The 23,909-nt window shown below is 66.6% G+C and carries 20 protein-coding genes and 3 pseudogenes; 10 read left to right on the top strand and 13 right to left on the bottom strand.

What is annotated here, in order from left to right; genetic code table 11:
- Positions 1-16: 16 nt before the first annotated feature.
- Positions 17-1,681, top strand: coding sequence for an exodeoxyribonuclease V subunit alpha (gene recD / locus CWS39_RS05605; RefSeq protein WP_102141909.1), 1,665 nt, complete (start codon positions 17-19; stop codon positions 1,679-1,681).
- 123 nt (positions 1,682-1,804) lie between these two features.
- Here the strand turns inward: recD and CWS39_RS05610 are convergent, their stop codons facing one another.
- A complete protein-coding gene (locus CWS39_RS05610) occupies positions 1,805-2,017 on the bottom strand; it encodes a hypothetical protein (protein ID WP_102141910.1) in 213 nt (70 codons plus the stop codon).
- A 295-nt stretch (positions 2,018-2,312) separates the two neighbouring features.
- Between CWS39_RS05610 and CWS39_RS05615 the strand changes: the two genes are divergently transcribed.
- Positions 2,313-4,046 (top strand): fatty acyl-AMP ligase, encoded by a 1,734-nt coding sequence (locus CWS39_RS05615; RefSeq protein ID WP_233213366.1) that lies wholly within the window; start codon positions 2,313-2,315, stop codon positions 4,044-4,046.
- Here CWS39_RS05615 and CWS39_RS29470 read toward each other — a convergent pair.
- A pseudogene (locus CWS39_RS29470) lies at positions 3,992-4,291 on the bottom strand (GAF domain-containing protein); the annotation flags it as partial. The gene CWS39_RS05615 and the pseudogene CWS39_RS29470 overlap by 55 nt on opposite strands.
- A 182-nt stretch (positions 4,292-4,473) precedes the next feature.
- Here CWS39_RS29470 and CWS39_RS05625 point away from each other — a divergent pair.
- Positions 4,474-5,628, top strand: a complete 1,155-nt coding sequence (locus CWS39_RS05625) for an FIST signal transduction protein (protein WP_102141912.1) — start codon at positions 4,474-4,476, stop codon at positions 5,626-5,628.
- Positions 5,629-5,870: 242 nt separating this feature from the next.
- Here the strand turns inward: CWS39_RS05625 and CWS39_RS05630 are convergent, their stop codons facing one another.
- Entirely contained in the window at positions 5,871-6,224 is a 354-nt protein-coding gene (locus tag CWS39_RS05630) for a Fe-S protein (RefSeq protein ID WP_102141913.1), read from the bottom strand.
- Between the two features lie 56 nt (positions 6,225-6,280).
- On the opposite strand from CWS39_RS05630, the gene CWS39_RS05635 reads away from it, so the two are divergent.
- From CWS39_RS05635 to CWS39_RS05650, 4 genes and pseudogenes are all read left to right on the top strand, one after another.
- Positions 6,281-7,297 (top strand): TIGR03617 family F420-dependent LLM class oxidoreductase, encoded by a 1,017-nt coding sequence (locus CWS39_RS05635; RefSeq protein ID WP_102141914.1) that lies wholly within the window; start codon positions 6,281-6,283, stop codon positions 7,295-7,297.
- A gap of 73 nt (positions 7,298-7,370) precedes the next feature.
- Positions 7,371-7,562, top strand: a pseudogene (locus CWS39_RS05640) (AAA family ATPase); the annotation flags it as partial.
- A gap of 74 nt (positions 7,563-7,636) precedes the next feature.
- Positions 7,637-8,008, top strand: a complete 372-nt coding sequence (locus CWS39_RS05645) for a hypothetical protein (RefSeq protein WP_102141953.1) — start codon at positions 7,637-7,639, stop codon at positions 8,006-8,008.
- Positions 8,009-8,178: 170 nt separating this feature from the next.
- Positions 8,179-8,574, top strand: coding sequence for a Uma2 family endonuclease (locus CWS39_RS05650; RefSeq protein ID WP_102141915.1), 396 nt, complete (start codon positions 8,179-8,181; stop codon positions 8,572-8,574).
- 7 nt (positions 8,575-8,581) lie between these two features.
- Here CWS39_RS05650 and CWS39_RS05655 read toward each other — a convergent pair whose 3' ends face one another.
- The 6 genes from CWS39_RS05655 to CWS39_RS05680 are packed head-to-tail and all read right to left on the bottom strand — an operon-like array spanning position 8,582 to position 15,848.
- Positions 8,582-9,745 (bottom strand): Wadjet anti-phage system protein JetD domain-containing protein, encoded by a 1,164-nt coding sequence (locus CWS39_RS05655; RefSeq protein WP_102141916.1) that lies wholly within the window; start codon positions 9,743-9,745, stop codon positions 8,582-8,584.
- Positions 9,742-13,125, bottom strand: coding sequence for an ATP-binding protein (locus CWS39_RS05660; protein ID WP_102141917.1), 3,384 nt, complete (start codon positions 13,123-13,125; stop codon positions 9,742-9,744). The genes CWS39_RS05655 and CWS39_RS05660 overlap by 4 nt, the downstream gene beginning before the upstream one ends.
- Entirely contained in the window at positions 13,118-13,696 is a 579-nt protein-coding gene (locus tag CWS39_RS05665; protein ID WP_102141918.1) for a DUF4194 domain-containing protein, read from the bottom strand. The genes CWS39_RS05660 and CWS39_RS05665 overlap by 8 nt, the downstream gene beginning before the upstream one ends.
- Entirely contained in the window at positions 13,693-15,126 is a 1,434-nt protein-coding gene (locus CWS39_RS05670; protein WP_102141919.1) for a DUF3375 domain-containing protein, read from the bottom strand. Before CWS39_RS05670 ends, CWS39_RS05665 begins: the two co-directional genes overlap by 4 nt.
- A 54-nt stretch (positions 15,127-15,180) precedes the next feature.
- Positions 15,181-15,612, bottom strand: a complete 432-nt coding sequence (locus tag CWS39_RS05675; protein ID WP_102141920.1) for a PIN domain-containing protein — start codon at positions 15,610-15,612, stop codon at positions 15,181-15,183.
- Positions 15,609-15,848: an AbrB/MazE/SpoVT family DNA-binding domain-containing protein gene (locus CWS39_RS05680; RefSeq protein WP_102141921.1), complete on the bottom strand. Its 240-nt coding sequence runs from the start codon at positions 15,846-15,848 to the stop codon at positions 15,609-15,611. The genes CWS39_RS05675 and CWS39_RS05680 overlap by 4 nt, the downstream gene beginning before the upstream one ends.
- 64 nt (positions 15,849-15,912) lie before the next feature.
- On the opposite strand from CWS39_RS05680, the gene CWS39_RS05685 reads away from it, so the two are divergent.
- The 3 genes and pseudogenes from CWS39_RS05685 to CWS39_RS05695 all read left to right on the top strand — a co-directional run bounded on the left by CWS39_RS05685 (position 15,913) and on the right by CWS39_RS05695 (position 19,162).
- The gene (locus CWS39_RS05685) at positions 15,913-18,306 is read left to right on the top strand and encodes an AAA family ATPase (protein WP_102141922.1); all 2,394 of its coding nucleotides are present in this window, start codon (positions 15,913-15,915) and stop codon (positions 18,304-18,306) included.
- A gap of 54 nt (positions 18,307-18,360) precedes the next feature.
- A pseudogene (locus CWS39_RS05690) lies at positions 18,361-18,665 on the top strand (type II toxin-antitoxin system TacA family antitoxin); the annotation flags it as partial.
- Positions 18,662-19,162, top strand: coding sequence for a GNAT family N-acetyltransferase (locus CWS39_RS05695; protein WP_102141924.1), 501 nt, complete (start codon positions 18,662-18,664; stop codon positions 19,160-19,162). The pseudogene CWS39_RS05690 and the gene CWS39_RS05695, both read left to right, overlap by 4 nt.
- 554 nt (positions 19,163-19,716) lie before the next feature.
- Here CWS39_RS05695 and CWS39_RS05700 read toward each other — a convergent pair.
- The 4 genes from CWS39_RS05700 to CWS39_RS05715 are packed head-to-tail and all read right to left on the bottom strand — an operon-like array spanning position 19,717 to position 23,818.
- A complete protein-coding gene (locus CWS39_RS05700) occupies positions 19,717-20,319 on the bottom strand; it encodes an RES family NAD+ phosphorylase (protein WP_102141925.1) in 603 nt (200 codons plus the stop codon).
- On the bottom strand, positions 20,316-20,966 hold the full coding sequence (locus CWS39_RS05705; RefSeq protein ID WP_102141926.1) for a hypothetical protein: 651 nt from the start codon (positions 20,964-20,966) through the stop codon (positions 20,316-20,318). The genes CWS39_RS05700 and CWS39_RS05705 overlap by 4 nt, the downstream gene beginning before the upstream one ends.
- 45 nt (positions 20,967-21,011) lie before the next feature.
- Complete coding sequence (locus tag CWS39_RS05710) at positions 21,012-22,106, bottom strand: hypothetical protein (protein ID WP_233213367.1); 1,095 nt, start codon at positions 22,104-22,106, stop codon at positions 21,012-21,014.
- Between the two features lie 44 nt (positions 22,107-22,150).
- Positions 22,151-23,818: an SWIM zinc finger family protein gene (locus CWS39_RS05715; RefSeq protein ID WP_102141928.1), complete on the bottom strand. Its 1,668-nt coding sequence runs from the start codon at positions 23,816-23,818 to the stop codon at positions 22,151-22,153.
- Positions 23,819-23,909 lie beyond the last annotated feature (91 nt).

Here is a 23,909-nt window from a genome sequence, read left to right on the forward strand (position 1 = left end):
GAGCGGGAGTCGAGGAATGAGCCTCGCGGAGTTCGACGAGGCCGGGGTGTTCGAGCCGGCCGACGTCCACGTGGCGCGTCGGCTCACCGCGCTGGCCAAGGACTCCGACGAGAGCGTGGCGCTGGCGGTCGCGTTTGCGGTGCGGGCGTTGCGGGGCGGGTCGGTGTGCGTGGATCTGCGGTCGGTCGCCGAACAGGTCGGGATGCCGGAGCTGCCGTGGCCGTCGCCGGACGACTGGCTGACGGCCGTGCGGGCAAGCACACTGGCCGACAAGCAGGTGCTCCGGCTATTCGATGACCTGCTGTATCTCGACCGGTATTGGCGCGAAGAGGAGCAGGTGTGCGGCGACGTGCTGACGCTGCTGTCGTCGTCGCTTCCCGGTGCGGTGCCGAGCCTGGAGCGGCTGTTTCCGGCGGGCTGGGAGGAGCAGCGCGAGGCGGCGGATGTGGCGCTGTCGCAATCGCTTACGGTGCTGACGGGCGGGCCCGGCACCGGCAAGACGACGACGGTGGCCCGGCTGCTGGCGTTGTTGGCGGAGCAGGCGTCGTTGGAGGGCAGGCCGCCGCTGCGGATTGCGTTGGCGGCGCCAACGGGTAAGGCGGCGGCGCGGCTACTGGAGGCGGTGCAGCTGGAGGTGGACAAGCTCGACGCGGTGGACCGCGACCGGCTGCCGGAGTTGAGCGCGTCGACCTTGCATCGGTTGTTGCGGACGCGGCCGGACAACTCGTCGCGGTTTCGGCACCATCGGGAGAACCGGTTGCCGCACGACGTGATCGTGGTGGACGAGACGTCGATGGTGTCGCTGACGTTGATGGCGCGGCTGCTGGAGGCGGTGCGGCCGGACAGCCGGTTACTGCTCGTCGGCGACGCGGATCAGCTGGCGTCGGTGGAGGCGGGCGCGGTGCTGGCCGATCTGGTCGACGGCCTGGGTGCACGCAAAGATGTGCGGATAGCGGCGCTGGCGACGTCGCATCGGTTCGGCGAGTCGATCGGGGCGTTGGCGTCGGCGATTCGCGACGGCGACGCCGATCGGGTGGTCGAGGTGTTGCGCGCCGGCGGTGAGCACATCGAGTGGCTCGAGGTCGACGATCCGGGCGAGCAGTTGCGCAAAGTTCTTGTGCCGCAGGCGATGCGGCTGCGAGAGGCGGCGATTCTAGGAGACGCGGCGGCGGCGTTGGCGACGCTGGAGGAGCATCGGCTGCTGTGCGCGCATCGGCGTGGGCCGTACGGCGTGCGGTATTGGAATCGGCAAGTGGAGCGATGGCTGACGGACGCGACGGGTGAGCCGATCTGGTCGGACTGGTACGCGGGCCGGCCGGTGTTGGTGACGGCGAACGACTACGGGCTGGGGCTGTACAACGGTGACACGGGCGTGGCGATCGTCAGGGATAACGCGTTGAGCGTCGTCGTCGGCACGCTCGAGTTCGCCACCAGCAGGCTGGCCGACGTCGAGACCATGCATGCGATGACGATCCACAAGAGCCAGGGCAGCCAGGCCGACGAGGTGACAGTGCTTCTGCCGCCTGAGGATTCGCGGTTGCTGACGCGAGAGTTGTTCTATACGGCGGTGACTCGCGCGAAGGAGCGGGTGCGGGTGGTGGGGTCCGAGGCTGCGCTGCGGATGGCGATCGACCGGCGGGTGGTGCGGGCGAGCGGCCTGCGGCAGCGGCTGCAGGCCTAGCTGGGTGCGGCGATGCCGTCGGCCATATGTCGCTCACGCGCGTCAGCAAGAGTTGACGCAGTTTCCAAGGACATGGCGTCGGGCCGCGTCAGCAGAAGCTGACGGCCGAGCGGCGAGACGGCCTCAGCAGACCGTGCCGGCGATGATTGCAGCGGAGATGAGGCCGATGATGAACGCCACGGTCGGCTGCCCCATCAAGATGAATGCCACCACGCCGACAATCCCCGAGATGGCGATCAGCACCAAGAGGATGCTTTGCAGCGACGAGGTATGCGCAGTCGCCCGCGGCGGGACGACGTGCGGGTGGTCCAACGGACCCTCCTGTGCACCAACCATTGGACCCATCCTTTCGCTGTGACAGCGCACACACTATAGCCCGGCAGTGAGCCGCACCACAGCAGGATCGGCGGTCGGTGCCGCCGATGATCGGCCCGCACTGTACCGTCGTACGAGGTTGACTCCCCAGCCTTCCGGACACGTCCCGGCGGCGATCTGAACACCCCGCCGGCAGGGCTCGGCCCTCGGACGTAAGCCGCCAGATTCAGGTTGTGCTTTCGGCCGATGGAGCGGCCGGAATCCCGGCACAACACCGACCAGAGCCGCGCGGTTGCGCCGGAGCCAGGGGATTGTCGTGAGCCGATTTACCGAGACCATGTACGCCAATGCCCGTTGGACCATGAAGGGCATGGTCACCGGCGAACCCGACGCCCCGATGCGCCACACCTGGGCCGAGGTCCACCAGCGCGCCCGCCAGGTGGCCGGTGGCCTGGCCGCAGCGGGCGTCGGGCATGGTGACGCCGTCGCGGTGCTGGCCGGCGCCCCCGTCGAGATCGCCCCCACTGCGCAGGGCATTTGGATGCGCGGCGCCAGCCTGACCATGCTGCACCAGCCCACCCCGCGCACCGACCTGCAGCGATGGGCCGAGGAGACCACCGCCGTCATCGACATGATCGACGCCCGCGCGGTCGTCGTCTCCGACCCGTTCATGGCCGCGGCCCCGCTATTGACCCAGCTCGGCATGACGGTGCTGACCGCCGAACAGCTCCTCGCGGGCGACCCGGTGGACCCCATCGACACCGACGACCACGACGTCGCGCTGATGCAGCTGACCTCCGGGTCGACGGGCTCGCCCAAGGCGGTTCGGATCACGCACGCCAACATCGTCGCGAACGCCGAGGCGATGATGGTCGGCTGCGATTTCGACCTGGACGCCGACGTGATCGTGAGCTGGCTGCCGTGCTTCCACGACATGGGTATGACGGGTTATCTGGCCGTGCCGATGTATGTCGGCGCCGAGCTCGTCAAGGTCACGCCGATGGACTTCATGCGGGATACGTTGTTGTGGGCCAAGCTGATTGACAAGTACAAGGGCACCATGACGGCCGCGCCGAACTTTGCCTACAACGTGTTCGCCAAGCGGCTGCGCAGGCAGGCCACGCCTGGCCAGTTCGACCTGTCGTCGCTGCGGTGGGCGCTCTCGGGCGCCGAGCAGGTCGATCCCGACGACGTCGAGGACCTGATCGACGCCGGCACGCCGTTCGGGCTCAAGCCCGAGGCGATCATCCCCGCCTATGGGATGGCCGAGACGACGGTGGCGGTGTCGTTCTCCGAGTGCGGCGGCGGCATGGTCGTCGACGAGGTGGACGCCGACCTGCTCGCCGTGCTGCACCGCGCGGTGCCGGCCACCAGGGGCCACACCCGGCGGCTGGTGTCGCTGGGCCGGCCGCTGCAGGGCCTCGAGATCCGCGTCGTCGACGAGGACGGCGCGGTGCTGCCCGCCCGCGGCGTCGGGGTGATCGAGGTGCGCGGTGATCCGGTGACGCACGGCTACACGACGAGCGCCGGCTTCGTCGCCGCGCGGGACGAGCAGGGCTGGTACGACACCGGCGACCTCGGCTACCTCACCGACGACGGCAACATCGTGGTGTGCGGCCGGGTCAAGGACGTCATCATCATGGCCGGCCGCAACATCTACCCCACCGACATCGAACGCGCCGCGGCCCGCGTCGACGGTGTGCGGCCGGGGTGCGCGGTGGCGGTGCGATTGGACGCCGGGCACTCGCGGGAAACGTTCGCGGTCGCGGTGGAATCCAAGGAGTTTGACGATCACGACGAGGTGCGCATGCCGGTGGCCTGGCTGACCTCGGCGCGGCTGAGGGTGTGGAGTTCGGCCCAGGCGTCGGTGGTGGGGTCGTTGGCGGCCGCTTGCAGGTCGGCGTCGAGAAGGTCGAGCATGGGGACGCCGGCCATTTCGGCGGCGACGACGGCGCCGGCGAAGTGTTCTTCGTCGAGCCGGCCGGGCTGGGTGCGGAAAAAGTCAAGGGCGCCAACGTATTCGCCGGCGACGACGACGGGCATGGCGTAGACGCCGCGGATCTGGAGGTCGAGCATGGCCGGGCCGTAGACGGGCCAGCGGTGCTCGTCGGGGGCGGCGAGGTCGACGACGAGGACGGGCGCGCGATGCGTGACGGAGTCGAGGCAGGGGCCTTCGCCGAGGGTGAATTGCAGTTCGTCGTAGGCCCGGGCGGGGGCGCCGCTGGAGCCGAGGGTGCCGGTGTTGGCGCCGTCGAAGACGAGGGAGATGGCCGCGGCGTCGATATCGAAGAGCATCACGCAGGCCTCGCAGAGACGGTCGGCGGCGTCTACCCCGCGGCGGCCGTCGACCGCCGCGAGCAGCTGTTCGTGGATCGCCACATCTACCCGAACAGGAACCGGGCCGTTGGCGAGGTCATGTCTTCACTCTTCTCTCTTCAAAGCGGTTTGGCGAGCGTGGCGGGGGGCATCATGGATATATGCGGATCGGGGTGGGAATCTCCACCGCAGCCGACGCGTGGAAGGCCGCGGCGGAGGCCACCGCGCACGCGCGCGACGAACTCGCGGGCGAGGCGCCGTCGCTGGCTGTGCTGCTGGCGTCGCGATCGCACGGCGATGAGGCGGCGGACCTTCTCGAGGCGGTCCAGGAGACGGCCGAGCCGCCGGCGCTGATCGGGTGTGTCGCGCAGGCGATCGTCGCGGGTCGTCATGAGCTCGAGGACGAGTCCGCGGTGGCGGTGTGGTTGGCGTCCGCGCTGCCCGCCGAGACGTTCCACCTGGACTTCGTCCGCACCGGATCGGGTGCCCTGCTGACTGGTTACCGGTTCGACAGGACCGCGAACGATCTATACCTGCTGCTGCCGGACCCGTACACATTTCCGTCGAACCTGCTCATCGAGCACCTCAACAGCGACCTGCCGGGAACGACCGTGGTGGGCGGCGTGGTCAGCGGCGGGTTGGCCCCGGGCGACACCAGGCTGTTCTGCGACCGCAACGTGCTGCACTCGGGCCTGGTCGGAGTGCATTTGCCCGGCGCACACACGGTCCCGATCGTGTCGCAGGGGTGCCGGCCGATCGGTAATCCGTACATCGTCACGGGGTCGTCGGGCGCGGTGATCACCGAGCTGGGCGGCCGGCCACCGCTACTGCGGCTGCGGGAGATCGTCGAGGGGATGCCGCGCGAGGAGCAGAAACTGGTGAACGAGGGCCTGCAGATCGGGATCGTCGTCGACGAGCACCTGGCGGCTCCGGGCCAGGGCGACTTCATGATTCGTGGACTGCTCGGCGCTGACCCGTCGTCCGGGGCGATCGAGATCGGCGAGGCCGTCGAGGTCGGTGCGACGGTGCAGTTCCAGGTCCGGGACGCGGCGGCGGCCGACAAGGATCTGTGTCTGGCGGTGCAGCGGGCGGTCGCGGGGCTGCCCGGGCGGCCGGTGGGTGCGTTGTTGTTCACCTGCAACGGGCGGGGACGCCGCATGTTCGGGGTCGCCGATCACGATGCGTCGACGATCGAGGAGATGCTCGGCGATATCCCCCTGGCCGGCTTCTTCGCGGCAGGGGAGATAGGGCCGATCGGGGGCCGCAACGCGCTGCACGGGTTTACCGCGTCGATGGTGCTGTTCGTCGACTCGTGAGCCTTCGGGGCTCGCGTTGAGATTGCGTTGACGGCTGTGGCGGCCGCGAAATCACGACCCTTGGCGCAATCTCAAACGACGCCGGCGGCATGTACCCGGATGCGCTCCCCGCGTCGAGATCGACCTCATGGCTGTGGATTCGGCCTTTGCCCCCGAAATCACGACCCCTCATGTCGATCTCGACGCGGGGAGCGGACGCGCGACTATCCCGAGGAAGCGCGAATGGCCGAACCGCCGGCCGGTCACCACAAGAAGGCGATGGCCGCCGCGGCGAAGGACAGCACGCCAACGGAGACGAACACTGGACGCGGCACCGGGTTGCCCGTGCGCTTCTGCCGCACGGAGCCCATGCCGAGCAGCCCGCCGAGCATCACCAGAAGGACGAGTTTGACGACGATCTTCGGGTAGTTCAGCTCGATGCCCGCGGGCCATGGCGCCGCCAACGCCAGACCCGTGATCAGCGAGAGCAGCAACCCGTAATCCATGATGCGGGTGGTGCGGAACCGTTTCGCCGCGGCCTCGGCGGCCCATGCGCCAAAGGTGACGGCGAAACCGATGACGTGAAACAGTACAACTACGTTGCGTAGTAGTTCCATGGGTAGAGACTACGACAGCGCGGCCCGGGCGGCCAGGCCCGGCGTAGGGTTCCACCGTGCGCGTCGATGCGATGACGACTCCGCAGCCACTGGACAAGACCGGCGATCTCGCCCGCCGTGTGCAGGCCGCGGGCTTCTCGGGCCTGCTGTTCACCGAGACGGGCCGGACCGCGTATCTCAATGCCGCGGTGGCATCACAGGCCGCGCCGGGTCTGGAGCTGTTGACCGGTGTGGCAGTGGCGTTTCCGCGCAGTCCGTTCGTCACCGCGGCGACGGCGTGGGAGTTGCAGGAGGCGACGGGCGGCAAGTTCCGGCTGGGGCTTGGCACGCAGGTGCGCACACATGTGGTGCGGCGCTACGGCGCGACGTTTGATCGTCCGGGTCCGCGGCTGCGGGATTATGTGCGGGCGGTGAAGGCGTGCTTCGCCGCGTTCCGGACGGGAAAGCTGGATCACCACGGCGATTTCTACGACCTCGACTTCATCACGCCGCAGTGGAGCGCGGGGCCGATCGATGCACCGGATCCCAAAGTCGATGTGGCGGCGGTGAATCCGTGGATGCTGCGGATGGCGGGCGAAGTTGCGGATGGAGTGCATGTGCATCCGCTCGGCGAGCCGGGCTACATCACGCGTCACGTGATGCCGAATGTGGCTGAGGGAGCGGCGAAGTCGGGGCGCTCGCTGTCGGACATCGCGGTGATTGTGCCGGTGATGACGATCGTGGGTGACAGCGACGAGGAACGGCACAACGAGCGGGAGCTGGTGCGTACCAGCATGAGCTTCTACGGCAGCACGCCGAACTACGCGTTCATTTGGGACGAGGCGGGGTTCCAGGGGACGACTGCCCGTATCCGCGAGAAGCAGAAGGTCGGTGACTTCAAGGGAATGGCGGCCCAAATCACCGACGAGCACATCGCGATGTTTGCGACAGAATCGACATGGGACGGCTTGGCGGACGCACTGGCGGAGAAGTACGGCGGAATCGCCACGCGCATCGTGCTTTACAACGCGTTGACAGACCCCGAACGCGTCGAGCGATACGGTACTGTGGCACAAGAGCTATCGAGTCGGTGACCGCATCGAAACGGACGCAATGGTCGCGCCAACACGGCATTTCGCAGCCATTTCGTCGTTTTCGACGCAGCGCGGCGGCCAGGCCGTCGACACGGCGGCGGTCGCCGCGGCGCTGCCCGAACGGACGAGCGGGAGCGACATCCGCGAGGTCGTCCGCCGCGCGGTGCTGGCGAGCGACGAAGGAAGCGTCAGCACGGCAACGCTATTGGCCGAGCTCGGCAGCGGGCGGTACCGGGCCGAGGTCCCAGCGGGGATGTACCTCTGACGACTGGCGGCTATGGCCGCTTAACGCTGGATAACTGTCGAATGGATGCGCGCGCCAGCGTTAGGGTGGTCGACGTGGAGTCTGGGGATCTCGAACCACGCGTCAGCGCTCTTGAGGAGCAAGTGCGGGATCTGGCCGGCCGAGTCCGGGCAACTGAGCAGGACGCGGCGGCCGCTCGGGTTCTCGCCGGCGCCGCCGACCGTGACGTCAGCGAGTTCCGCGGGGAAATCCGCGAGTTCCGCAAAGCCACCACTGCGAGTTTCAATGCCCTTCGGCAGGACTTCGTCGACCTACGGCAGGACTTCGTCGACCTCCGTACGCACGTCGACATCGGCTTCACCGAGATGCGCGGGAAGTTCGACGTCATGGCCGCCGGACAAGAACAGATCGTCGACCTTCTTCAGACGATGATCACCGATCAAGGGCGTGACGACGCCGCCGAGTAGTGCGCATGGCAGGTTGATTGCTCACACCTGGCGCGAGTGATCAACCAGCTAAACCAGAGAACCCCCCACCGATCGACGGCATTGCCACAGTGAGGCACCGCGTCTCGGCCGTCCGATGTGATCGCCGTTGCGCGTAGTCTGCACACACCTGTGGCGAGAGGAGGCGGGCGGTGTGCGACCTTGCAAACTTGCCCCGCGGTCTGCTGACCCTCGAGCAGTGGGACGCTCTTGAACTCGACCCGACGCGACGGTGGGAGCTCAGCGAGGGCACTCTCATCATGCAGCGCCCCGCCCGGGTCCAGGCGGCCGACGTCGTGCTGGTCGTCGAGATCGTGTCACCGGGCTCACGCGGAACAGACCACGTCATGAAGTCGCATGAGTACGCCAAGGCGGGCATCGAGAACTACTGGATCGTCGATCCGGACGCACCGCCAGATGATCGCTTTCTCGCCTATCGCCTCGACGGCGACGCCTATCAACGCACCGCTGCGCTCGATGGAGGCACGATCCGGGTAAGCGAGCCGGCCGAGATGGAATTCGCGATCGATGTGTTGACCGGCACTTAGGCCTGAGTCACCTCTTCGCACGGGTGGCAGCGCACAGCCGTTTCGCGGCCCATCCCCAGTCGATTCGTTCTTGTTCGAGTCGAACGCGATCACCTAGCGCGGCCTCAACCAGTTCCCGGTAGAGACTCTGCTCGTCGGATGTCAGTCGCGTGAGAACCGATGTCGCCGAGCGGTTTTCGGTCACCCAGCGGTCGCGATGGACCATCAGGGTTTCCCGGTCCATCAGCACGGACCGGGCACCCGGCAGCCATGCGCGCAGGCGATCGAGAATGGCGAACCCGTGCGTATCGATGTCGCCCCAATACACGACGTCGGCCCCGGCAAGCCATGGCAGCCGACCCACGCTGTCGACCTCAAAGCCCTTGCCCCAGATCACCACACCGTGTTCGGGGACCTCGGCACTTAGATAGCTGATCTCGTTCTCGATGATCACCGCAACACGCGGGGCCAGATCGAGCTGCGCCAACTCGTCCGAACGTGCCGCCAGCTCGGTGAGCGGTGTCGGCAGCCCAAGCGACGACGCGGCCCGCAGCCGGACCAGCGCGGGTTTGGTCCGCAGCCCCAGCTCGGCCAGAAATCCCGACGACGTCGACGAAACCCCAAGCATCCCAGCCAAGTCTGATCGGTACCGCTCGGCGAACTTGGTGTCCACCCCGGGCGCGCTGATCTCCCGCAGGTAGCGCTGCGAGTGCCGGTGACCGTCGAGCCACTCGTAGGCGGCGATCAGCCGGGGCATCTCCGGGGCCAGCGCCAGCGCACGATGCGGGTTGGCGATGACCCACTCGCGAATCCGCGGATGTCGTTGCGCCGCAGCCAGAAGTTCGTTGAAACGACGGACCATCGCCGTCACGCCCAGCAGCGCCCACGCCTGCTCATGCGAAGTGACCACGGCACGGACGGGCAGCCGGTTGTGGCCAATCTGCCTGCCACCGACCGATTTCCATTCCAGTGCGTAGCGGGTGTCGTCGCGGCGACCGGCGTCGAGGGCCGCCACCCAGTCACGGGCAGCAGCGAGGTCGTCACCGATCTGCGCCGGTCTGGGACCGCGAAGCGCCACCTCGATCGGATCGAAGGGTTCGCCGTTGGCGTAGGCGCGCAACAACGATCCATCGTTCCACCGGCGTCGGACTTTCGCGGCGATGTCATCGGGTGTCGTCCACCCCGCGCTCACACCCGCGCTCCGTCCCGCCGTTTCCGGTACTCCTCGATCGTCATGGTCTGCAGCCGCGAGTATGTTCCTGTCGGATTGTCCACGATGCCAATCGCTTTCACGTACGGCTCGATGACGTGCACCTTCTGCAGCGGCGTGACGATCAGCAGCTGCAGTCCGAGCGTCGCGAAGAGATCCAGCGCGTAGCGCGTAGAAACATCCGAGCCGCGCCCAAATGCCTCGTCGATGACGGCGAACCGAAAGTCCCGCGACTTCTCGACGCCCCATTCGAGCCCGAACTGGTAGGCCAGGGATGCCGCCAGGATCGTGTAGGCGAGCTTCTCCTTCTGGCCGCCGGACTTGCCGTCGGAGTCGCTGTAATGCTCCCACTCTGCGTCGGTGTCGACGTCACGTTCGGAGGCCGAGAACACGAACCAGTTGCGTACATCGGTGACTCGCCGGGTCCAGTTCTTGTCCGATTCGGCGTAGCCGTCGCGGCCCCGGAAACGCTCGATGATCCGCTTCACGTCGAGGAATCGCTGCTCGGAGTACTGGTCGCCGTCGACGGCCAGAGTGTCGTTGGTCAGGTTGCGCAGCTCGGAACGGAACTGCGCGACGTCCTGATTGGTGGTCGGTTCCTTCTCCAGCCGGATGAAGCGGCCCGGGTTGTAGGGCACCGCACCGAGGGCGTCGTTGATGCGATCGACCCGCTCGTCGATGGCCGACGCTTGCCGGTTGAGCCAGTTGTTGAACCCGGCCAGCTCCTGGATCGCGTTCTTGTTGAGCTGCTCCTTGAACTCGGCTTCGAACCGCGGCAGATCGTCGGTGGCGACGCGATCGCGGAAGGCCAGGAAGTCGCCGCGGGCCTCGACGCTGGCGTCCATGTCGGCGCGCAGCTCGGGCCAGCGGTTCAAGACCGCCACCATGTGCTGGCCCAAGTTCAACCCGTGGCCGTTGAGCTCCCGAGTGAGTCGCTCGATGCGCCGATGCAGATCGGCCGACAGCGTCGTCTCAGTCTCGGCGCAGTCCGTCGCGCGCATGGGCCGACTTGCCCCGAGGCGTTCATCCAGGGCCGGGTACGACGCTCGGGCCGTTTCCAGCTGCTCGGCAGCGTGGGCGGCGACGAACTCGCCGTCGCGCGTGCGGTCCTGCTGCGCACGAATCACCGCTGCTTGGCTGGTGGCCAGCTCGCCGGTGAGCTTCTTGATCAGGTCCGCTACAGCTTCAGACGCATCGGTGTTGCGCTCAAGCGCCCGGGTGATCTCCGCCAGCCGCGATGAACCGGCCTCCAGCCGGATCCGTTCGGCGTCATACTCTTTCGCGCGCGACTCGGCCTCTTCCACGTCGAGGTCGACCCATGAGCGGAACCCCTCGACGCGAAGGAACGCGTCCAGTCGCTGCTGCAGCGCTTCGCGCTGCTCGCCCAGCCTGACCGCCGCGCCGGCGGCCTGCTCGCGTTCGTGCTCCAGCTCGGCCAGTTCGGTGCGCAGCGCGGCGATCTTTCGTTCGTTGACCCAGCCCAGCACCCAGCGGCGGGGGTCGTCGACGCGGTGCCGGTCGTCCTTCTCGTGCCGGTCACCGGAGCGCACCTGACCCTCACGGGTGACCGCCCGGCGCTGACTGCGGAACTCGTCAAGCGTTGCCGCGCAGCGGAAGTCGGCCCTCTTCATCAGCTCGTTGCGAAGATACTCGTGGAACGGCCCGTCCCGCACATCGATGCATTCGGCCAGCAGCAGGCCGTCCTGCGCCGTCGGCTGCAGCCGAACCCGCTGCTGGGGCACGCGTTCGTAGACCAGCTTCGCGCCGCGACCCGCGACGGTGAGCCTGCGCGCGTTGACCCAACTGGAGACCGCGTCGTAATGCCGCTGTGGCACCAGCAGCGAAAGTGCGAACCCGCGCAGCACGCGTTCGGCGGCACCCCGCCAGTCGGCGTGCTCGTCGTACACGTCGAGCAGCTCACCGGCATACGGCAGGTCCTCCGGCGTCAGCCCGAGCGCCGCGCACAGTTCGGCGCGCACCACGACCTGCTCTCGGGGCAGATTGTTGGTGCGCTGCTCCAAGCTGGCGATCTCCTCAGCGAGGACATCGCACTTGCGTTGACACTCCTTCTCGCGGCCGATCGCGTCGACGGTGGCAGCGTCGAGGTCGCGCTTCTCGGTGGTGAGCCGGGAGCGCTCGGTGGCAACCAGCGTTGACAGCGCCTTGAAGGCCTCGCTGTCGGTGACGGGTTGCAGCCCGGCGTCGCCGACGGCGGCATCGAACAAAGCCCTTGTGTGCCGCCGTGTTTCGGCTTGGCTACGGGCCTCGGCGGCGAGTCGCTCCAACTCGCCGATGCGGTCCCCGCCCGCCTTGGCGCGCTCCTCGATCAGGGATTCCCGTTCGCGGTTGAGCTTGCGCTGGTCGGATTCGGCGGCATCCTGTTGCTGCCGCACGGCGACGCCTTCGGCTTCGAGCCGGGCGATCTCATCGGTGAGCAGCCCGGAGCGAAGTTCGGCGATGAACAGTCGCACCGCCGAGCGCTCGAGCTCCAGACCGTCACGCTCGGTGAGTGCGGCGTCGTACTTTGCCGCGGTGTCCACGATGGGTTGGAGCGCTTCGAGTTGCTCGCGGGCGCGTTTGACGGCGTCGTGGGCCTTGGTCAAATCCTCGAAGTGGCCGATGATGTCGCGCACGCGTTCGGTGGCGTCACTGGGCTCGAGCATGTGATCACGCACGAAATCGTTTAGGTTGCCAACGGATTTCATCGAGACAGTCTGATGGAACAGCTCGAGCGCCTGCTCTGAGCGGATGGCGAGCAGCCGGCGTAGCGAGGTCGCGTACTTGGGGAACTCATCGAAGATCTCCGCCCCCGCGGCGCGCAGTCTCTTGCGCAGCTCGCGCAGATCCGTGCCGAAGTCGGCGAAGTCCGTCGCGATCGACAGCTCCTTGGTTGCGGTGACGAAGAAACGGTAGGGCTGCCCGGTGCTTTCGCGCTGCTGGAACACCTGGGCCAGGGTGACCGTCTCGTCGTAGCCGTGGTTGCAGAAGACGCCGAGGATCACCGAGTAGGTCCGCTTGTTCTCGCGCAGACCCTTGGGGCGAGACTTGCCAGTGGCTTCATTGCGCTCGGACTTGTAGTGCCCTTCGACGTAGGAGCGCAGGGTGCGTTCCTTGGAGTCGGCGCCGGCGGCCTTGTTGTAGGCAGCCTTGTGCGACGGCACCAGCAAGGTGGTGAGCGCGTCGACGATCGTCGACTTGCCCGAGCCGATGTCACCGGTCAAGAGTGCGGTATCGGTGCCCGGCGTGAATCTCCAGACATGGTCGTCGAACGTGCCCCAGTTGTAGACCTCGGCGTAATGCAGCCGGTAGCCGGCTCCGCGGCCCTCACCGAGTTCGGTTGTGCTGAAGAGTGTTTCACTCATTATCGACTGCCGATCCGGCGTATTCGCGCAGCTTGGACGCGAAGTCGTTCAGGGTTTGGGCGTCGACGTAGGCCTTGAGGATGCGCCGCACCTCCCAATGGTCGCGCTGGCCGCGCAGCTGGCGAAGGAAGCCGAGCTCGGCGGCCTTCTTGATGGTGGTCTCGGCTTGGTCCACGACGCGTGCGTCGTTGGTGGATTCGGCCTGGAACAGGCGCAGCGTCTCGACGATCTGGTCGGTGCTCAGCACCAACCTGCCCTCACCGCCGCTGGTCTCGAACTCGACGAGCCGTTTGCGCAACAACACCAGCAGGAGGCTGACGTTGTAGGTCAGGGCCCGTCTGCGGACCAGGCGTGGCAGCGCCTCCTCACCGTCTTCCTCCGGCCGGGAGCGCAAGTAGGCGTAGCCCTCTGCGTCGTCGACCACCACGTCGACGCCAATGGTGGCGAAGTGGTCTCGGACGCCGGCGCCCAACCGTTCCAGCGTCAGCCAGCTGTCCTCGTCGGAGTCGCGGTAGACGACCCCCTGCATCAGTCGGATGATGGCGGCGGCGACGGCCCGGTCGCTACTCATAGGCGTCGCACCGTCACCTTCGGCAGCCGCGCCCGTTTGGTGACGTCCGGATCGGCGGCGTCGGGGTAGTCCAGCACGGTCTGGTCGGTGTCGTCCATGTCGATGCTCAAGTCCTCGTCGTTGAGCGCAAGGTAGCCGACGATCTCGGCCGCGCCCTGCTCGATGGGGTGCATCGCGATGACGTCGGACAACAGCGCCGAGGAGTTCTCCGGCAGGACAGCACGGATGGTCTCAGCCAGCCGTGCCTGGTCGATGTAGGTCTGGGTGAACAGCAGGTCGGCGTCGACGTCTTCGGTTGCCGCCGAGATGCGGCTTTCGACCGCGACCGCCACCGGCGGCTGATACAGCGGACGTTCGAACGGCAGCGCGATGTCGATGCCCGGCTCGTCAACCTCGAGCCCGAACGACGGCGGGATGTCGCGCACCTCGAGGGCGGCGGCCTCCACTTTGCGGACGAGGTCGAGCACGCGCCGGTTCTCCAGCCACACCTGGTCATCAAGGAATCGGCGCAGTTGTTCGGAGAGCTGTCGCACCGTGCGCTGTGCCCGGTCGGCGGCTTCGGACCAGTCGTGGTGGATGCCCCTGACGCTTTGGCTCCGTTGATCGGCTTCGATGATGTCGAGGGCGGACACCTTGGCAAGCAGCTCGGCGAGCTCCGTCTGACGTTGCTCGGACAGCAGGAAGTCGTAGAACGACTGGAAGCTGCGGCCCTGGTCGGAGCCGGCGATCTCGGAGCGACTGCCGACCAACTCGGCGAGCAGCTCGCCCTTGGAACCGTCCCAGGCCGCGATCTTCTCGCGGGCGGCCCGGTCCAGCAGCCGGAAGTTCTCCTCGACCTCACGGAAATCCGACAGCAGTTCACGCGCGGTGCTCGACAGCTGCTGGTAGCGGTCGCGCACCCCGGTGGCGTCCAGCATCGGCACGTTGCCGGCTTCGACGGCGGCGATCTCGGCGTCGAGTTCGGCGCGGCGGCGGTGTAATTCGGCCAGCCGGACTTCGGGTTGGACTTCGGTTCCGTGCACGATCTGACGGAGCAGCTCGACCACGGTATGCAGCCGGGACTCCGTGCCCACAAATGATCTGCCCTGCAGGCTGAGGACCCAGGCGTAGGCCTTCTCGAACGCCGGGGTCACCTCATAGTGCACCTCGTCGTCGCCGGGCGGATAGAACCGTCGGAGATACCCGGCGTCGGTTGCGGCCCAGTCTTCCAGGTAGGCGCGCCGTTCTTTCGGATACCGGTCCTCGCCGGCGTCCAAGGCATAGAGGTGGTCGTCCAGTGCGTCGGCGACTTCGCTGGCCGCGCACGCCCCACGATTGCCCTCGACGAAGAAGTCGCCGAGGAACGACAGGATCAGCGCGGCGTTGCCGGCCCGCAGCAGCCGCCAGGCCGGGTGCCGCTCACGCACCGCGTTGATCGCGTCGTAGTCCACGAGGTAGAGGGTAGGCAGGTGCACCGACAGAATCCCGCAATGGCGGGTGGTCGGTCAGCGCGCAGTGCCGTCTGCCAACACTTGGGTGTTGACTCCAAGCGCTTCGTAGGTCGACCTCGCACGCGCGTCCCGGGTGACAAGGTCTGCACCGTGCTCGCGGGCCGCCAATGCGACAAGTCCGTCGTAGGTCGCGCCACCGGCGATGCCCCGCCGAGCGAACTCGCGATGGGCCGCTCGCGCGGCGCGTGCGCCAAGGGGGAGGAATTCGAAGTTCTCGTCGATCAATAGCACCGCGTCCGCAGGATCGACCCGAGCATCACCCGGCAGACGCGTCAGCACCGAGTACGTTTCGGCCAGCGCATGACCGCTGAGCCCGAGCATTCGCCCCTTTGCCCAGTTCGCAACCATGGTGTGTTGCCGGTGCGAGGTCACGAGGAGCGGCACCGCGACACTCGTGTCGACCGCGGTGACAGCTACCGATGTCAACGCCGTCCAGAGTCGATGAGGGCGAACATCATCTCGTCAGTGACGACCGTGTCGGCCCTGGCGACCAGGCGCCCATCCGCATCCCGCTCCAGTCGTGCGGTTCGCCCGCCCGGGACGATCTGCAGTCCACGGCCGTATGCAGAGATATCGACCTTCGTGCCGGGGGTCAGACCCAACGCATCACGCAGGTGCTTGGGCAGGACCACTCGACCTCCGGAATCGATGATCGCCTCCATGGGATTAGAGTACCAATGAGATCCCATCCCCTGTCTCGTTGCCGCGCGCAGTTACGTTTGTCCCGTGGCATCAGCACCTGCCGAGCGGGAGATCGTCCTCACCGACGAGTTCAAGCACGCGCTGGCGCTGCTGGCCGGTGGCGAGCACTTGTTCCTGACGGGCAAGGCGGGCACCGGTAAGTCGACGCTGATCCGCCGCTTCATGGCCGAGACCGACCGCAACGTCGTGGTGGTCGCGCCGACGGGCATCGCCGCGCTCAACGTCGATGGGTTCACGATTCACCGGCTGTTCGGGTTCCGCGCGACGACGACGCTGCACGACGTCCGCGGTGGTGGCTACCGGCCGGGACGGTTCACCAAGACGCTGGCGTCGCTGCAGACGTTGATTATCGACGAGGCGTCGATGGTGCGCGCCGACGTGTTCGACATGCTGGCCGCGGCGCTGGAGCGGTTCGGGCCGTCGCCGGGCCAGCCGTTCGGCGGTGTGCAGATCGTGCTCGTCGGCGACCTGTACCAGTTGCCGCCGGTGGTCACCGAAGGCGAGGCCGGGTTCTTCGAGACGACGTACGAGACGCCGTATTTCTTCTCCGCCAACAGTTTCCGGCGCGACGACTTCCCCACCGTGGCGTTGACGACGGTGTTCCGCCAGCTGGGCGATGATCGGATGACCGCGATTCTCAACGAGATTCGTGAAGGGGTTCTGCTGGGCCACGCCCAGGAGCAGCTCAACGCCCGCACCAATCCCGATTTCGTACCGCCGGAGGACGAGTTCTGGCTGACGCTGGCGCCGACGAACCGGCTGGTGACGGCGCGCAATCGCCAGCACCTCGAGCGGCTGCCCGGCGACGAGCTGGTCCACCACGCGCGGGCATCGGGTGACCTGTCGTTGTTCGACCCGCCGGTCGAGGAGACGCTGCGGTTCAAAGTCGGCGCACAGGTGATGATGCTGAACAACGACCAAAGTGGCCGCTGGGTCAACGGCACGATCGGCCGGGTGGTCGGCGTCGACTACGACCGCTACGGCGCCGTCGTCGAGGTGGAATTCGCCGACGGGTCGTGTGCGGAGGTGACGCCGTTCACGTGGGAGGCGACCCGTCCGGTGGTGGCCGGCGGGTCGCTGACCCGCGAGGTGATCGGCTCGTACACGCAGCTGCCGTTCAAGCTGGCATGGGCGATCACGATCCACAAGAGCCAGGGTCAGACGCTGGACCGGTTGATCGTGGACCTGACGGGCGGGATGTTCTCGACGGGCCAGCTGTATGTCGCGCTGAGCCGGTGCACGTCAATGAATGGACTGGTGCTGAAACGGCCTGTGCTGCCGAAGGATTTGAAGGTCGACCGCCGGATCGCGCGGTTCCTGCGCAGCGCGGTGCGCGATGACCGGGTGCGGCGGTATTGCAGTCTTGGCATCCTGACGGTCGGCGAGGAGGGGCGGATGTCGCGGCCGCGGCCGGTGGAGTTGGCGGTGGCGTTCGACGACGGCACGGCGGTGTCCACGGTGGTCAATCCGCAGCGGGATTTGGCGGATGCCCGTCAGGCGTATGGGATCTCGGTGTCCGACGTGCTGTTGGCGCCGACGCTACGGGAGGCGTGGGCGGTGATCGCGCCGATGCTGGCGGGATACACGCCGGTCGGGTTCGGCATCGACGAGACGCTGGGTCTGATCGACTTCGAGTTGAAGAGGCTGGGCCATGTGACGCCAATGCCGTTGGGGCTGGAGGTTTCTGGGGCTTCGCGGGCGGCGACGGCGCTGGAGCGGGCGCGGGCGGCGCTGGAGGCGCATGCCCGATCGGAGGTGGACGACGGCGGCGCGTCGGCGTTCGAGGAACCAGAAGGGTCAGAAACGGTGTCGGGGCTGCTGGTCAGCCGCGATGACGATGCGCCGACGCCGGCGGCCGGCCATCTGCCGGGGTTGTCGGCAATACTGCGAGTGAGCCGGGATGTGAGTGCGATTGTGTTGGGAGGGCTTTCGGCGGACGAGGTTTCGGGAGCCACGGAGACGCCGTGGATCGCGGCAGCGCGGCAGTCGGTGGCCGATCAGCTATGCGCGGCGGCGTCCCGGGCGACGCTGACGGATGTCGTGATGGAGCGACTGCGGGAGGCCGAGGCATTCCTAGGAGCCGAGATCGTCTCTGGCGCTTGCGTGTTAGAGCGGCACGACATCGGCGCGGTCCTGGTACCGGGCGCACGGATCTGCTTCACCGGGACGGCGCAGGACGCCAGCGGGCAGATCGTCGAGCGCGACGAGATGGAGCGGCTGGCGGCGAAAGCTGGTCTGACACCTGTCAAGTCGGTGACCAAGACGCGGTGCGAGGTGCTGGTGACGGCGGAGGCGGGCAGTCAGTCCGGGAAGGCGCGTAAGGCCCAGGAGTACGGCAAGCCGGTGTTTTCCGCGGACGAGTTCTTCGCGTGGCTCGCGGGCACGGGGATCGTCGACGCGGCGATGTCGAAGGCGTAGTAGCTGGTGGCGTACTCCAGCCGCAGACGGCGGTGGCCCGTGTACGCCAGCTGGGATTGTACGCCGATTAGGCGTACAGTGGTGGCATGGCTACGAAGGACTCCCGTATCGCCGTGCGCCTGACATCAGAGCAGGATGCACTCATTCGCCGCGCCGCAGAGGCGGAGGGTACCGATCTCACTAACTTCACGGTTACGGCGACGCTCGCTCATGCGCAGGACGTTCTCGCGGATCGGCGGCTGTTCGTGATCGACGATGCCGCGTGGAGGGAGTTCTTGGCGGCATTGGACCGGCCGGTCGTGTCTAAGCCGCGGCTGGCAGAGCTGTTTGCCGAGGCATCCGTATTCGACGACGAATGAGGGGCTACAGCCGGCCCCGAGCCATTCGCGAGGACGACGACACGGCTACCTTCGACAGCGGCGAGCCGAGCCTGGACGAGTACTTGCGTAAGCGGGCGTACGCCAACCATCTGCAAGGGGCGTCGCGCTGTTTCGTGACCTGCCGACATGGCCGGGTGGTTGGCTACTACGCACTGGCAGCGGCGGGCGTGCAGCGCAGCGACGCACCGGGCAAGGTTCGTCGCAACATGCCGGAACCGGTGCCCGTGATTCTGCTATCGAGGCTCGCGGTCGACCGCAAAGAGCAGGGCCACGGCCTGGGCAAGCATCTACTGCGCGACGCGATCGCACGCTGCGTCGAAGCAGCCGAAATCATCGGCGTGAGGGCAATGCTCGTCCACGCTCTTCATGAAAGTGCTCGCGAGTTCTACGCCCACTTCGACTTCGAGCCTTCTCCTACCGACCCCTTGCACCTGATGCTACTGATCAAGGACGCCCGGGCTCTCTTCGACAGTTGACTGCAGCGCGGTTGCGCGGAGCCGCCATGTCACACCGGTCACGGCGCCGACCCCATCATGCGAAATGCCCGCCTCGTAGCGACTTTCAGCAATAGGCCGGGATCGTGATGGTGGACGAAACGTTGTCCTGAAGAGTCGCTGCAAGACGGGCGCAGGCACACGGCAGGCGCAAAGTCCTTCGCCTACCGCGATACCGACCCAATCGTCGGTGCGCTCCACGCTCTGCGCCGGGGTCTAATCAACGCGGCGATGTGGATTGCGTAGTGGTCCGACCCGTTCCGAACACGGCGCCCGTCGTCGGGTTGTCACGCTGGCGCCGCCTTACGCGGGCGGCCCGTAATCTTGCGTGTCCAGCTCTGGCGGAAAGCCTCGATGCTGGTGCGCGTCGATTGCTTTCACTTGGCATACAAACCTCCTGACGCCAAGGGATGAGCGAGCGAGGCGTTGAAGGGCTGGCTATAGGAATCCGCGACGGCGGCTAATTCAACGACTGCATCGCAATAATCGAACGGGCGCGGAACCCTCCGCGGCAATCAGCAATCACTGCGGGAGTCTTACCACCGCATGGCCATGGGATCGTCGAACAGTTCGTAAGTCCCGCTCGACTTCCATTGCTGCACCGCGGGATGCGAAGTGCCCAACCATCGCACGTGGCCCGCGACCTCCGCCGCTGCCCGCGCTCCATCGGACACGTGGCCCGTCGGGATCTCCTCGGGCATCAGCGGTTCCCAGAGAAATGGGCACAGCAGACGAACGCCGAACACGACCAGATTGTGGGTGCCCGGCAGTGACGCCGACGGGACGACTATCGCAGGTGCGCCACGGGCACGCACCGCGTCGGCCAGTGCCTGCGTTGCGGTGTAGTCGTCGCCGACGAGTTCGTCGGCGGTCAGGCCGTAACGTTCGCAATCGTCGAAGTCGATCCGTTCGACACCATCGATATCCATCACCGCGGTCCACAAATTCAGGATCACGTCGTCGGGATCGCCATTCGGACCGACGTGGTGTCGAAGCATTTCAGCGGCCGGTCCGAGGGGATGAAGACTCAGGTACTGAACGGTGTCTTGCCCGGCGCGATGAAACCGACCCTCACGAGAACTCGGGAACACCCACCATGGCGTGTCGTAGGCGGCGTGCCGAAATGCCGTTAGCTTCATACCGTCATGGCGCGCGCCGCGGTGGCGGCACTGATGAGCTGCGGGTAGCGCAACGGGTCGGCAAGTAGGTCGAGCGGTCGCTCACCCAATACCGGGTGCGGGTGGTAAAACCAGGCGACGGCTCCTGGCCCGGTGAAGGTATGGCGCAGCTGATTCACCACCTGTCCGACCGCGCGGATGCGCGCGGCGTCGTCGGCTGCCGGTTCGGGCCCGTCCTCGGCGAGCCAGCGCTGGAGCTGACGAACGGAAACGCCGAGCAGCTCGGCAAGCGTTTTCTGCGGCGCGGCGAGTGTCTCGGCGGTCCGTGCCAGGATGTCGCGGGCTGACGCGCCCTCGCGGTACGGCTGATTTTCGACGAGATCCCTTAGGACATGGCGGAACTGCTCGAGCGCGAGCCGCACGTCGCGACGCTGCTCGTAGGCGTTGTCATGCCGCAGCCCTTTTTCCGCGCGATACGCCGCTTCCCATAAGGCGGCCGTGAGATATGGGTCGGCTTCCCCGCGTGGCGGCATCCCGTGTTGCAGCGCCGATCCGAAGCCGTCAATCAGCGCGACGACCTTCTGGGGAACGGTCTTGGACCGCTGCATCAGCTTGGTCGCGTCGTTGACCTCCTCTAGAAGATCCTCGAGATCGACGGTCGTAATCATGTCGCTATCATACGACTGAAATACGCGACTGCGATGTCGCCACCGCTAGACCGCGTCGTCGAAATCCCAGCGCTGCGCTTGCCTCAGGATTTCCCGCTTGTAGCTCGTCCTCCGCGCGTCGATAACCGCGAGTGCTCGTGACGTCAGTTCGTCTCGAATCCCGCTCTGCGCGTGCGCGTATGGGACGTACGCGCGTAGCAGGTCGGGAGCATCCAGGACGACCTCCAGCGGAATCCTGTCGTCGTAGTAGAGCGGGTCGCCGATCGCGTGTTCGACTCGCGCCGTGCTCCACCGCAAGGGGTCACCCGTACCGGTCTCAAGGAGCTCCAGCAGCAGCTCGCGATGGCTGGGGTCGGTGAACGGCGCTGCGGAACTGGTGGCGAAGAACCCGTCGCACATCTTCTCGGCCTCCTCCCAATTCGTGGCCCGTGACCGGTGCTCGCCACCTTCGGGTAGCCGCGTTATCAGCCACTGCACCACTGCGCGGTAGAGCGGCCAGGTGTCGGTCTCGGGTGCGAGCCTCGGCTTGCTGAGGGCATTCTCGATCCGCACCCGCGCATCGGCCAGGCTCATTTCGACCACGTCGGTATCGGTACTGAAATCGGCGGCCCGTGCAAGAGCCTCATCGATCGGATCCGGCACAACGCCCACGTCGACGACGGTCGAAAAGGTGTTGTGGTCGATCAGGACTGCGACAGTCAGCTCGTGCCCGCCATTGAGTCGAGCACCAACCGCGAGTTCGTCAGCATCGCCGAGCACATCAGTTATGCACACAGCCCGGTACGCCTCGACCTGTGGAAGCGCGGTGATCCATCGCGGCAAGTGCTCGTTCCGTTCGGCCAACTCATGTCGGCATCGCAGTTGTGCCGCGGGGTCGTCGACGAGCAGTTCGGCGACCACGGCCAGCAGCGCGGTCGTCTCGCGATTCCGCACACCGATCAAGCCAGTCAGCATCCGATCCAGATACTTCTCTTCGTGCAGCGGTCCCGGTTTCGCCACGTGGATGAACAAGCTGGCCACACTCAGCAGACCAAGGGGATGCTTGCCCAGCGCACGGCGTATGGCGTCGGTGAGCGTCGTGTCGGCAGAGGTTTCCGGGATGCGATTCTTAGCCCGGCGCAATCGTCGTCCTTTACTCATATCGCGGACGCTACTCACGGGCAGTGACATCGCCGTCGCGCCGGTCAGAGACCCTTCGCGTCCAGCGCTTTTATCAACGAGGGTCGCCTGCCGTAGTCCCGGCGGATCTGCTCGATGAACGACGCGAAATCGGCGCTGCGACCGCCTCGTTCGTAGAGTTCGGCCATCGTCGCCAGTCTCTCGGCGATGTCGGGATAAAGCTTGGAGTTGGGGTACCGCAGATCTTTCTCGAGCTCCGGCCGGTACAGATCCGCGGCGTCGACTGGCCGAGCGTCGGCGCCTCGGACGGCCAATTCCCGCCACGCCCAGCCGGGGCCATAGCGGTCGGCGGCCTGCCAGGCGGCATCGATATCGCCGTCGCTCATATGGAGCTGCACCAGGACCGCGCCGGCAGCGAAGCGGTCAGAGGCCGCCAGTTGCCGGGCGTGGTCGAAGGCCCAGGCGCGTTCGGTGTCGACACGATCGACGGTGGCCGCGAAATCGAGTAGGACACGGTAGTTTTGGACCGATGGCTGTCGAACGAAGTCTGCACGGAGGACGCCGACGGCATCATCAATGCGGCCCAATTCCAGGTACGTCTTGGCGACGTGGTCGGGGCTCAGCCAATAGGCGTTGCCGCCACCGTGGCTGCTGATTCGTCCCTCGGCGACCGCGCGGTCGATCCATGCCACCGCATCGTCGTTACGTCCGGCCGCGCGTAACCGGTCGACGATCGCCCCGTACTGAGGATGTTCGCCCTGACTCAGCAGGTCGATGGCACGGTCGACGTCGCCGTCGTGATCGGCGAGCTCCAGCAGCATGTCGTCGACCTCGGAACGATGGAATTCATTACGGTCCTTGAGCTTTCGGTCCAGCGCCGCCACCGCACGGCGGTATGTCGCGAGTGCCTGCTCGTCGAAACAGTCCACGAAATCCGCCAGGACCAGGTGCGGCCAGCCGGGCGAGTCAGCGCGGAATTTCACCAGCCACTTCGCAAGTGCGACGGGGTCGGGCTCACCCAGCCGGCAGGCCCGCGCGTAGAGGTCGGCGGCGCGCTGGCATTCGTAGCCGATCGAGCCCGAGGAGTCGTCAACTTGCTCGAGCATCTTGCGCAGCCGGGTCAGTGCGCGCAGCAACGCCGGTCGCACGACTTCGGCGGCGCCATTGTCGAGGTGGCTCTCGAGTTCATCGAGCATTTCACTGGCCGCTTCTGCGACCTCAAAGGAACGCCGGTAGTCGACAAAACCCCGAAACGCCAACATGTTTCGCACATAGGCTTCGAACTCGGCCTTGGCCTGTTCGACGTCGCCGGACGCCGTCGCGGCGCGGATCTCCAGCATGCGGCGTACCCCGTCATCGCGCTGGGCAAGTGTCATGACCAGTTCACGCAGCTCGTCGACGTCCATCGAATGCACTACTGATTCCAGCGCAGCGTCGGCCGTACTGCTGGTGGTGTCGTCGACGGCGACGCGTCCGCTGTCTATCGCGGCAAGTCCCGTCGCGACCAGGTGCTTGCAGAAGTTGCCGTCGGCATTGTGCGGACAGGTACAGGTTCCGTCGGGTAGCGGACCGGACCAGTCGAGCTCCACGGTGTAGACGTTCTTGGCCTGAATCGATGCGTAGGCCTTGAAGTCGGTCGTGCGGAGCCCGCTGACATAGCGGACGTAGTCTTCGCCCCGGCCGTAGACCAGATCACCGGCCACGTTGAACAGCGCTGTCTCGGAAAGCGGCACATCGCCATAGTGCCCGATTCGTGGGCCAGATCCGGCGGGGACGTCTATGCCCCCAAACTCGGCGTCAGGGACAGGTAGTCGTCGCACTCGC

The organism is Mycobacterium hubeiense (assembly GCF_002838065.1).
In the GTDB taxonomy this organism is placed as follows: domain Bacteria; phylum Actinomycetota; class Actinomycetes; order Mycobacteriales; family Mycobacteriaceae; genus Mycobacterium; species Mycobacterium hubeiense.